The sequence below is a fragment of the Kribbella sandramycini genome (genome assembly GCF_013131805.1).
GTDB lineage: Bacteria > Actinomycetota > Actinomycetes > Propionibacteriales > Kribbellaceae > Kribbella > Kribbella sandramycini.
In genome coordinates this window covers 1,306,644-1,315,469 of the sequence record NZ_JABJRC010000002.1, presented here as the reverse complement: position 1 = coordinate 1,315,469, position 8,826 = coordinate 1,306,644, and the positions used below count along the sequence as shown (strand labels likewise).

Annotated in this window: 13 protein-coding genes; 7 read left to right on the top strand and 6 right to left on the bottom strand. The window is 68.7% G+C overall.

Going from position 1 to position 8,826, the window contains the following annotated elements; genetic code table 11:
- Together HPO96_RS13460 and HPO96_RS13455 are read left to right on the top strand one after the other, a co-directional pair.
- Window positions 1-173 (top strand): fasciclin domain-containing protein (locus HPO96_RS13460; protein WP_171673688.1); only part of this gene is annotated, 173 nt, incomplete at its 5' end.
- 99 nt (window positions 174-272) lie between these two features.
- The gene (locus tag HPO96_RS13455) at window positions 273-734 is read left to right on the top strand and encodes an SRPBCC family protein (RefSeq protein WP_171673687.1); all 462 of its coding nucleotides are present in this window, start codon (window positions 273-275) and stop codon (window positions 732-734) included.
- On the opposite strand, the gene HPO96_RS13450 is transcribed toward HPO96_RS13455, so the two are convergent.
- The gene (locus tag HPO96_RS13450; protein WP_337796618.1) at window positions 731-1,627 is read right to left on the bottom strand and encodes a DUF389 domain-containing protein; all 897 of its coding nucleotides are present in this window, start codon (window positions 1,625-1,627) and stop codon (window positions 731-733) included. The genes HPO96_RS13455 and HPO96_RS13450 overlap by 4 nt on opposite strands.
- Window positions 1,628-1,776: 149 nt before the next feature.
- On the opposite strand from HPO96_RS13450, the gene HPO96_RS13445 reads away from it, so the two are divergent.
- Together HPO96_RS13445 and HPO96_RS13440 are read left to right on the top strand one after the other, a co-directional pair.
- Window positions 1,777-1,929: a hypothetical protein gene (locus HPO96_RS13445; protein ID WP_171673685.1), complete on the top strand. Its 153-nt coding sequence runs from the start codon at window positions 1,777-1,779 to the stop codon at window positions 1,927-1,929.
- Between the two features lie 33 nt (window positions 1,930-1,962).
- On the top strand, window positions 1,963-2,796 hold the full coding sequence (locus HPO96_RS13440; protein WP_171673684.1) for an alpha/beta fold hydrolase: 834 nt from the start codon (window positions 1,963-1,965) through the stop codon (window positions 2,794-2,796).
- A 15-nt stretch (window positions 2,797-2,811) separates the two neighbouring features.
- On the opposite strand, the gene HPO96_RS13435 is transcribed toward HPO96_RS13440, so the two are convergent.
- Window positions 2,812-3,357: an HAAS signaling domain-containing protein gene (locus HPO96_RS13435; RefSeq protein WP_171673683.1), complete on the bottom strand. Its 546-nt coding sequence runs from the start codon at window positions 3,355-3,357 to the stop codon at window positions 2,812-2,814.
- A 181-nt stretch (window positions 3,358-3,538) separates the two neighbouring features.
- Here HPO96_RS13435 and HPO96_RS13430 point away from each other — a divergent pair, with 181 nt between their 5' ends.
- Entirely contained in the window at window positions 3,539-4,630 is a 1,092-nt protein-coding gene (locus tag HPO96_RS13430; protein ID WP_171673682.1) for a hypothetical protein, read from the top strand.
- Between the two features lie 49 nt (window positions 4,631-4,679).
- Here the strand turns inward: HPO96_RS13430 and HPO96_RS13425 are convergent, their stop codons facing one another.
- Window positions 4,680-5,678: an alpha/beta hydrolase gene (locus HPO96_RS13425; RefSeq protein ID WP_171673681.1), complete on the bottom strand. Its 999-nt coding sequence runs from the start codon at window positions 5,676-5,678 to the stop codon at window positions 4,680-4,682.
- Between the two features lie 177 nt (window positions 5,679-5,855).
- Between HPO96_RS13425 and HPO96_RS13420 the strand changes: the two genes are divergently transcribed.
- Entirely contained in the window at window positions 5,856-6,179 is a 324-nt protein-coding gene (locus HPO96_RS13420) for a hypothetical protein (protein ID WP_171673680.1), read from the top strand.
- A 45-nt stretch (window positions 6,180-6,224) separates the two neighbouring features.
- Here HPO96_RS13420 and HPO96_RS13415 read toward each other — a convergent pair whose 3' ends face one another.
- A complete protein-coding gene (locus HPO96_RS13415; RefSeq protein ID WP_171673679.1) occupies window positions 6,225-7,082 on the bottom strand; it encodes a phosphotransferase in 858 nt (285 codons plus the stop codon).
- 371 nt (window positions 7,083-7,453) lie between these two features.
- Here HPO96_RS13415 and HPO96_RS13410 point away from each other — a divergent pair, with 371 nt between their 5' ends.
- Window positions 7,454-7,786 (top strand): hypothetical protein, encoded by a 333-nt coding sequence (locus HPO96_RS13410; RefSeq protein WP_171673678.1) that lies wholly within the window; start codon window positions 7,454-7,456, stop codon window positions 7,784-7,786.
- Here HPO96_RS13410 and HPO96_RS13405 read toward each other — a convergent pair.
- Both HPO96_RS13405 and HPO96_RS13400 read right to left on the bottom strand, forming a co-directional pair.
- The gene (locus HPO96_RS13405) at window positions 7,783-8,280 is read right to left on the bottom strand and encodes a phosphatase domain-containing protein (protein WP_171673677.1); all 498 of its coding nucleotides are present in this window, start codon (window positions 8,278-8,280) and stop codon (window positions 7,783-7,785) included. The two genes, HPO96_RS13410 and HPO96_RS13405, sit on opposite strands and share 4 nt — an antisense overlap.
- Window positions 8,273-8,818: a GNAT family N-acetyltransferase gene (locus HPO96_RS13400; RefSeq protein ID WP_171673676.1), complete on the bottom strand. Its 546-nt coding sequence runs from the start codon at window positions 8,816-8,818 to the stop codon at window positions 8,273-8,275. The genes HPO96_RS13405 and HPO96_RS13400 overlap by 8 nt, the downstream gene beginning before the upstream one ends.
- Window positions 8,819-8,826: the final 8 nt, after the last annotated feature.

The following is an 8,826-nucleotide window of genomic DNA, read 5'->3' as shown; positions in this document are numbered from 1 at the left end:
ACCCGACCGCGGTCGTCGGCAAGCAGACCACCGTCGAGAAGCAGGACGTCACCGTCAGCGGCTCCGGCGACGCCCTCAAGGTCAACGACGCCAACGTCGTCTGCGGCGGCGTCAAGACCGCCAACGCGACGGTCTACCTGATCGACACCGTGCTGATGCCCCCGAAGGCCTGACGATCCCTTCGGCGGGTATCAAGGGAGCGGCGTCGCCGAGCGGACACGACTCGACGGCGCCGCTTCGGGGGACGTACGGTCGGACACGAGGAGGAACTGATGACGGACGGCGTCGAGGTGGAGTTGCGGGCCGATCAGGTGTCTGCGGAGACCGTGGTGGCGGCTGACGCGGCGGCGGTGTTCGAGTTCCTCCGGCGTCCGGCGAATCATGCGGTGATCAGCGGGGATCGCACCGTGCGGGATGCGATGACGGGTGCGGCGGTGCTGGGGCCGGGGGACCGGTTCGGGATGGCGATGCGGATCAAGGTGCCGTATCGGGTCACCTCCCGGGTGGTCGAGTTCGAGCAGGACCGGTTGATTGCCTGGTGCCACTTCTTCGGTCATCGGTGGCGGTGGGAGCTCGAGCCGATCGGGCCCGGGCAGACGCGAGTCCGGGAGACCTTCGATCTCGGGACGGCGCGGATTCCGGCTGCCTTGCGGCTGATCGGGCTGCCGGCCGGCCATCGCGGTAACGTCGCGAAGTCGGTGCGGAACGTCGCTGCGCATTTCCGGTCCGCCTAGCTGGGGTTCTTGGACCAGCTGCGGGCCTGGAGCCGCCAGAGGGCGCGTTGGGCAAGCAGGGTGATCACGCCGGCGACCGTCATACCGCCGAGGTTGATGCCGAGCTGGGCCGCGGAGCCGCCGATGTGGCTCGGGGCCCACAGCGCGACCGACAAGGCGAGGTCGCCCGCCGCGGGCACGGTGGTGACGGAGATGAAGACGCCGACCAGGGCATTCGCGCGGCCGGCTGTCTGGGACAGGACGCCGGCGCATCCGGCCAGGACGGCGACGACGGCCGACCACTTGTCCGGGCGCCAGATGAATCCGGTCAACGGCCGGGCGGCGGTGATGTTGCCGACGTCGATCCAGCCGGCAGCCCGGGCCAGCAGCGCGGCGGCGACAGTGAGAACGATCGCGACCAGGAAGCCCTTGAGCAGCAGTACCGCGGCGCCGGACACGAGCGTCGTCTTGTGCAGCGCGAGGCCGAGTGCCAGCGCCGCGATGACGCCGAACTCCGGGCCGACGACCATCGCGCCGACCACGAGGATCGCGGAGTCGGTGACGACCGCGATCGCGGCGATCATGGTCGCGAGGGTCAGGAACGCGTAGAACGCCCAGGAGCCGCGCGTCTCGGCGAAGGCCTGATCGACAACGGCGTCCCACACGACAGCGTCGTCCGGCGCCCCGGGCGCGGCGCGCTCGGTCTCCCAGGCGTTGCGCGACGGCGCGGCGTCCACAGCCGACAGCGCGACCGAGCCGTCGTCGTACACCCCCTGCTCCTTGAGCCAGGCCAGAATGTCGGAGGTCGCCTCCCGAGTCACATCGCAGTGCACGACATCACCCGCCGGCCGCCTGGCCGCGCCCGCCAGCACAACGACATTGGTAACCCGCGCGTCGCCAACCAATTGGTCCACAACACGATCGGTGCAATCGGGCGCAACAATCAGCCGAAGGTGCATCACCGCACCATGATCGCGGAGCCCCGGTGCAGCAGAGGCCCTCGGGTTGTTAGAGACCTGTGAGGACGACAGGCAAGCGTCCGGAGGCTGGGTAGGGTCGCACCATGCTGATGACGAACCTCTTGTGGGGTATCGGCGTGCTCGCTGTGCTGCTGGGGCTCCTGGCGGTGTTTCGTCAGCGCCTCGTCCTGGCCGCTCTGCTGATCCCCGGGGGCCTCGTTCTCGGCGTCGCCGCGACCGAAGGTCTCCTCGGCTGACCGGGCGACCCGGTTCGTCGCGATACTGCTCCGGTGAAGTCGATCTATCGCACGCCGGCCGGCCGCGATCTCGTCCGGGCCTGGTGCACCGAACGGTTGGCTGAGTGGCCGATCCCGCAGCAGCGGGTCACGCTCACCGCCAACGGATCCGAGACGCATCTCGTCACTGCGGGCTCCGGTGGCACGGTGTTGTTCATTCCCGGGACAAACTTCAACGCAGCCGTCTCCGCGCCGATCGCGGTCGCTCTTCGGCAGGCCGGCTGTCAGGTCGTCATCCCGGATGTGCCCGGTCAGCCGGGACTCAGCAGCGACGTCCGGGTAGCGGGTGCGCGCCGGGCTGCCTGGTACGGCGCTTGGCTCGACGAGCTCGTCGAGCAGGTCTACGACGATCGGCCTGTCACGGTGGTCGGCCACTCGCTCGGCGCGGCGATCGCCCTCTCCGCGAGCTCACCGCGCATCTCTCGCCGCGTCCTGGTATCGCCCGGCGGCCTGATCAGACTCAGCCTCACACCAGCCGTGCTGCTCCACTCAACCGCCTGGTTCCTGCGCCCGACCCCGGCCCGCAGCGCCCGGCTCCTCACCACGATGCTTGCCCCCGGCCACCAACCTCCAGAACAACTGGCCGACTGGATGACTTTGGTTGCCCGCCACACCAGAACCAGCGGCGATCCCGGGCGTCTCCATACCACTCACAGCACACCCGCCACGACCATCGCCGTCTCCGGCAGCCACGACGTCTTCCTTCCACCCGAGCGACTCCGGCCCGCAGTCCGCGACAGGCTGCACCTCGACCTGCGCCTCGTGGACGACGCCGGCCATCTCGTCGTCCACGAGAACCCGGCCGCGATCGCCGCTCTCGTCGCCTGATCTGCCGGGTGGTGGTCAGGCCTTGTGGGGGACGCGGGCGCGTACCAGGAGGGCGGCGAGCACAGCGACGTCTACGACCGTGGCGATCAGGACGCTGAGCCAGACGGGGGTGTTGAGGACGGTGTCGGCGAGGAGGGCCGCAGCGTAGCTGAGGGGCCAGGCCAGGGTGCCGACGAGTTTCCAGGGGGTGGACCAGCGGTTCGAGCGCCAGAGGAAGCCCAGGCCGACGGCGTAGACGATGAAGGCGAGGACCTCGTACAGCTCCAGCAGGTACGGGCCGACCAGGAGCAGGGCGAGGGTGGCGTACTCCCAGGGGCGCAGGCGCGGGGGGACGCGGACCAGGCCGTCGGCGGCGGCGCCGACGATGTCGCTGGGGCGGCCGAGGCGCTGGAGGACCTCGCGAATCTCGGCCTCGGAGGTGGCGCCGCCGGCGCGCGCCTCGGCGATATGCGCCGTCACGTCGTTCAGGAGCTCGTCACGCCGGTCGGCCGGCAGGCCCTCGGCCGCCGTGGCCAGCTCGTGCAGATACGCGTCGACCAGGCGATCGCTGTCCAGATCCATGTCTTCTCCCCGAGTTCGCACCACTACTATGTGAGCCAAGGTACCTGCTCAGGCCAGGGAGCTGCAAAACTGTTTGCGCCGTCAGCCTCCGGCGGGTCAGCAGCTGGCCGGCGAAAGTCGTTGTGACGGTTACCCGGGGTTGGTGCGTCCATACAGGCGACATCACCTGAAGGAGTTTTTCGTGCGAAGAATCGTGACCGCGTTCGTTGCCTTGCTGCTGATCGCGCCGCTCGGCGTACCGGCTGCCGTCGCCCGGCAGGCCGCACCCGACCCGGTGTGGACGACCACTCCGGTCGATCAGCGGGACCTGATCCTGACCGAGATCCAGGGCGACGACGATGCGCTGTTCGCCGTGACCCAGGCCTATGCCCCCTGGGAGGGTCAGCGTCCGGGCGTCCTGCGCAAGGACGGCGGCAAGTGGGTGCGGCTGCCCGACCCCGACCTCAAGAACTACGAACTGCACGGGCTGGTCGTGGGGAGCGTGAACGACGTCTGGGTGGTCGGCGCCAGCGAAACGGATCAGCCGGAGTCCACTCCGCGATTGCTGCACTGGGACGGAAAGTCCTGGACCGTGATGCCCGGCCCGGATGTCCCGTACGGGGTGTTCGGCGACATCGAGAGGGGACCGGACGGGTCTTTGTGGGTCACCGGCTGGGGGCAGGTCGGCGGCCGCGAACGGGCGGTTGTCTACCGCTATGCGGACGGCAGGTGGCAGTCGCTCAACGTCGGCCTGGAGGACTCGATCAACGGCAACGTGCTCGCCGTCCTGTCCGCCACCGACGTCTGGCTGGGCCTGAACGCCGGCCTGGCGCACTGGGACGGCAAGATCTGGACCTACGTCGACGCCGTCCCCACCAACGGCTTGGTGATCCCCCTCGCCTTCGCCGCCGACGACCGTAACAATCTCTGGCTGACCGGAATCGAGCACGTCGACGCGCTCGGGCGGCCGTTCGTCCTCCGCTACGACGGAACCACGTGGACCCGGGTCGAGGTGGGACCGACGACCGGCAGCTTCAAGGACATCGCCATCTGGAACGGACAACCGATTGCGGTCGGCGAACGGTTGAAGATGGACGGGAGATACATCCACAGCTACCCGATCGCGTTCCGGTTCGACGGCGCGAAGTTCGTGGAGACGTCGATCCCGGTTTCGCCCAGTACCGAAGGCGCCCTACGGAGCCTGGTCTCTACCGCGACCAGGCTCTGGACGTCCGGCCACACGACGAGCCCGGACAATCCCCGCTACAACCCACTCGCCGCCTTCACGAGCTGACGCCAGGCGCCCGTCCCGCACGAAATTGTTGCCAATGGCAATGAAGTGATCAGGGGCGGACGTTGAGGGCGGTGAGGAGGATCGGGAGGGAGGAGTGGAGTTCGCGTTGCCAGTAGGGCCAGGCATGGGTGCCGGGGCCGTAGAAGTTGGTGGTCAGGCGTTTTGCGCCGGCTTGGGTGAGGGCTGCGGCCAGGGCTTTGTTCTGGCGGTTGAAGTCGGCTTCGAGGGCGTCGGGCTGGTCGAAGGGGCCGGCGGTGCCGTCGCCGGAGGACAGGTAGAGGGGGAGCGACTTGAGGTGGTGGGCCAGGTAGTAGGGGTCGTGGGCGGCCCAGATGTTTCGTTGCGCGACGGGGTCGCCCCAGACGCGGCGCGGGTCGCCGCCCTGACCGCCGAAGAAGCCCATGATGCGGTTGATCGATTCGGTGTTGAGGAGGGGGTGCGCCGAGGCCGAGTACGCGGCGGCTGCGCGGAACATGCCGGGGTGGCGCGCGGCGTACAGGAGTGCGCCCTGGCCGCCCATCGACAGGCCGGCGACGACGCGGTTGCTGCTGGCGCCCCAGTCCTTCTCGAGGAGCCGGCGTAACTCGACGGTGTGGAAGGTCTCCCAGGCGGGGTCACCACCCGCGCCGTGGTTCCACCAGTTGCTGTACCAGCCGTTCCAGCCGGCCTCGGGCATCACGACGAGCACCTTGCGCAGGCTCTCGATCTTCGCGATATCCGTCCCCGACCAGGCCGTGTAGTCACCACAACACCCGGCCAGCAACCAGAAGCTCGGCCAATGCTGACGCCGGTCCGCCGGGTTCCACCCGTCCGGCGTCAGCAGCCGGACCTTCACCACCCGGCCCCCGAGCGCAGGCGACCGAACCGAAAGGTCCGTCAACCGCTCCGCAACCTTGGTGACCGCCACAACCTCTGCGCCGGCCGGCCGCAGAGCCGCTCCGGCGGCCTCGACCACCGGCGGCGCGGCCGCCGCGGGTGCGAGCGGCGACAACGCCAGCAAGAACGTCGCAGCAACTACCGCACGCCGGCCGATCCACGATCGAGTCATCGAGGCACACCTCTCGGGGCGGGGAGAGTGAATAAAACCAACGCTGAGTTTTTCTCGGTGTGAATCAAGGTAGTGCGCCGGTGCGGCCTGGGCAAGACCTGTCGGCGGTGTGCGGTGACCCCATCTTTTTACTACGATCGTATTGTTACGAATGTGTTGAAAAGATTGGAGACTCGGATGCGCAAGGTTCTTTCGGTCGTGGCGACGGCTGGTCTGGTTGCGGCCGGCGCGGTGGCGATGTCGGCTGCGACCGCGGTTTCAGCGTCGGCGTCGGCGACGCAGGGGCCGTACTGTCCGGACAGTTACGTTGACGGACACGGCACGGTGTGGGTGGCGAAATGTCGGTCGCTGAGCCCGGGGATGAACTGGTACCAGGCTGTGACGACGTGCTCGAACGGGCAGACGAAGTACGGCGACTGGGTCGCGATCGGCGGCTACTCCAGCGCCTACTGCTCCAATGGCTCGGTAGTGGGTAGCCGCCTGGTCCTCGAGTCGCGGTGAAGCCGGCGGGTGCGTCACCCAGCTGGGTGACGCACTCCGGTCGGTTCACCAGGTGATGGTGTCGAGGGTTGGCCAGGGTGGGCCGGTGCGGAGGGCGTGGAGGAAGGCGTGGCCGGAGGTTCGGCCGCTGGGGTGGTGGTCGTCGCGGCTCCAGCGGTGTGTCGCGACGATCGCGAGGACGAGCCCTCGGCAGTGGTCGAGCACGGCCGGGTCGCTGTTGGGGTAGTGGCGGCTGACCTGGTCGGGGATCCAGGCCAGGTCGTATTCGACGGGGCCGCGGGCGGTGTTCTCGAAGTCGATGAAGAGCGGGCCGTTGGTCGTGGTCAGCAGGTTCATGGGGTGGGGTTCGCCGTGCAGGAGCTGGTCGGGGCGGCCGCGGTCGAGGATCGAGCGGCCCAGATCGTGGAGTGCGTTGGTGAGGAGGCTCCGGTCCGCGGGAGCTAGGTCGGGGGTGACGTCGTGGCTTGCGGCATCGCGTTGCGTCGCGGTCACCCGGTCCATGAAGTGGGGTGTCGTGAGGTTGATCTGGCGCAGGCCGGCGTGGAGGTGGGCGAGCGTCCGGGCGTACTCGGCCGGTGGGAGCACCTGGGACGGCGCAGGCGCGGAGTAGGCCCACATCGTCACCTGGAAGCCTTCATGGCCGAAGACGCATGCTTCGACCCGGGGTTCGAGTGGGGCGACCGGGCTGTCCGTCCGCGCGAGCAGGCGGACGAGCTCGACTTCCTGTGCCGCGCTCGCGAAGTGGGTCAGCGGCGTTACTCGGGCGACGGTGTCACACGGCAGCAGCCGAACAACGAGCCGGTTGGAATCGCTGAGCACGATCGCCTCGTCGACGTGCAAGCCGAGTTCCGTTGCCGTCGACACCGCCGCGGCCGTCGCCCGTCGTGCTTCAGCGACTTCCACGGTCGTGTCCCTTCTCGGCAACGACCGAACCGTGGGCGAACGTGGATCTTCCGGAGCCGGGCAGGCCGGTGACGATGATGCGGCGTTGAGTTTCGTGGGGGTTCATGACACCTCGCAGGGTCGCAGTGGCAGCTGGCCTTCTGCGACACGGCAGGACCGGAACACCGCGGTGCTCCAGCTGATTTCGCCGTACTGCGTACCTCAGCAGCACGCGAGACACGTACCTACCGTGTCAGCGCGTGCCCAGCCGACCGGGCAGGACGAGCTGCCTCCCGGCCCACATGCCGTTCGTCATGAGAAGCCTCCATTCGGAACGAGCCTAAGCGGTGACGAGGCCAACCGGTCGGGCGGCTGGTGCGTCGAAGAGGTTTGTGAGTGAAACCAAGGTCGTGGGGTTGGGGTATCTGGCGCTGGCTGTGCTCGGTGGGCTGGTTGCGTACCCGGTGTTGTTCGTCGCGACGCTGCGGGAACCGGCGAGCGGCAGGGGGCTCGTGGGCGCAGCGGTCACGATCGTGTTGCTGGCTGGTGCGGTGGTGGTCTCTTGGGATGTGCGGCGCCGGTTGCGCGGCGGACGCCGGACGGCGGTTGCGCACTACGGTTTGTCCATCGTGGTGCTGGTCGGCGTGGGGGCGTTGATGTTCCACGCGAACGATCAGCTGCGGGACTGTCATGCGGTGGACACCTGTGCGGTGACTTTCGGCTAGGTGCGGCCTTCTTTTTCTTGGGCTTCGAAGAGGGTGGGTTGGGTTTCGGGGTCGAGGCCCCAGTCGGCTCGCAGGACGGTGTAGCCGGCTTTTTCGGCGGCGGCGCAGACTTTGAGGTCGTCGTCGACGAGGACGGCGACGGGTTTGACTTCGGTGAGGCGGGCGAGGCGGTCGAGTTTGACCTGGGCGCCGGGGCGGCGATCGGTGTTGCGGCGCATGTAGAGGGTTCCGTCGGGGAAGCCGTTGGCGGCGAGCCATTGGAGGGTGTCGCGGCGGAGGTGTTCGGGGCGGCCGGTGAGGTAGACGATCTCGTGGCCGGCGGCCAGGGTGGTGGCGACGGCGAGGCCCTCGTCGAGGACGGCGTCGTTCTTGGAGTCGGCGAAGAAGGACGCCCAGTCCTTGGGTTTGCGCTCCAGGTAGTGCACGCGCCGGCTGGTGTCGGAGAGCGTGGCGTCGATGTCGAGGACGGCGTACTGCGGGTGGTCGTCAGGCACGTTGACCAGCTTCCCAGGTGGCGCGGTCGAGGGCGTACTCGACCTCGCCGAACTCGGTGCCGGGCAGCGGGTCGTCGAAGTGCTCGTGCCACAGCCGGACGAAGCGCAGGCCGCTGCGGCGCATGACCTGGCGGGAGCGGTGGTTGACGGCCATCGTGTCGGCGACGACGCGCTCGACGCCGAGGTCGGCGAAGGCGTGGTCGATGAGGGCCCGGGCGCCTTCGACGGCGTAGCCCTTGCCCCAGGCCGCGCGGTTGAACCGGTACCCGAGGTCGACGGCCGCCGGATCGGACGTCGGTTGCAGGCCGAACCAGCCGATGAACGCGCCGTCCGACTTCTGCTCGGCCGCGAACGTGCCGAGGCCGGGGCGGTCGGCGTACACCCGCAGGATCGCCGGGAGGACGACGTCCGCGATCTCGGCGCGCGGTGTCGGCTGACCAGTCAGGTAACGCATCACCTCCACATCGGCGTCGAGGGCGACCAGCAGGTCGACGTCGCCGGAGGTGAACTGGCGTAGGCGCAGGCGCTCGGTCTCCACAGCTGAAG

Bases quoted from the DNA above. Each gene is read 5' to 3' on its own strand.
- HPO96_RS13435 (WP_171673683.1), bottom strand. From the start codon at position 3,357: ATGGATCTGGACAGCGATCGCCTGGTCGACGCGTATCTGCACGAGCTG.
- HPO96_RS13420 (WP_171673680.1), top strand. From the start codon at position 5,856: ATGCGCAAGGTTCTTTCGGTCGTGGCGACGGCTGGTCTGGTTGCGGCC.
- HPO96_RS13425 (WP_171673681.1), bottom strand. From the start codon at position 5,678: ATGACTCGATCGTGGATCGGCCGGCGTGCGGTAGTTGCTGCGACGTTC.
- HPO96_RS13455 (WP_171673687.1), top strand. From the start codon at position 273: ATGACGGACGGCGTCGAGGTGGAGTTGCGGGCCGATCAGGTGTCTGCG.
- HPO96_RS13445 (WP_171673685.1), top strand. From the start codon at position 1,777: ATGCTGATGACGAACCTCTTGTGGGGTATCGGCGTGCTCGCTGTGCTG.